This is a genomic window from Halorubrum sp. SP9 (assembly GCF_005435015.1).
Lineage (GTDB): Archaea > Halobacteriota > Halobacteria > Halobacteriales > Haloferacaceae > Halorubrum > Halorubrum sodomense.
On record NZ_SGXU01000513.1, the window covers coordinates 1 to 347 of the forward strand.

At 55.6% G+C, this 347-nt stretch carries 1 pseudogene; it reads left to right on the top strand.

Going from position 1 to position 347, the window contains the following annotated elements:
• Window positions 1-164: 164 nt before the first annotated feature.
• A pseudogene (locus EXE45_RS21050) lies at window positions 165-347 on the top strand (transcriptional regulator); the annotation flags it as partial.

Consider the following 347-nt stretch of genomic DNA (forward strand, 5'->3'; position numbering starts at 1 on the left):
GGTCTTCGCGCTGGGAGGTAACACACCCACCCCACCGGTTCCGCTGTTAGCACAGACCGACCGCCGCGTACTGGTCTGCGTGGACGGACCACTGCTTTCGAGAGCAATGAAAGAATATACTATGATACCAAAGTACTATTTTCCCCTAGTTCGTGTGTGCCTACATGAGCGACCGACACCCACCAGCTACGTTTACAGATATCAACGAGGCAGTCGGGACAGACTGGGAGTCTAACACGACGCCATACGAGCGCATCCGGCATGTCATTAGCCACACATACAGCCCACTGTCGGCTGATACGGTCGCTGATAATGCGCGGACCGCTCCGAAGACCGCTCGAAAGCAT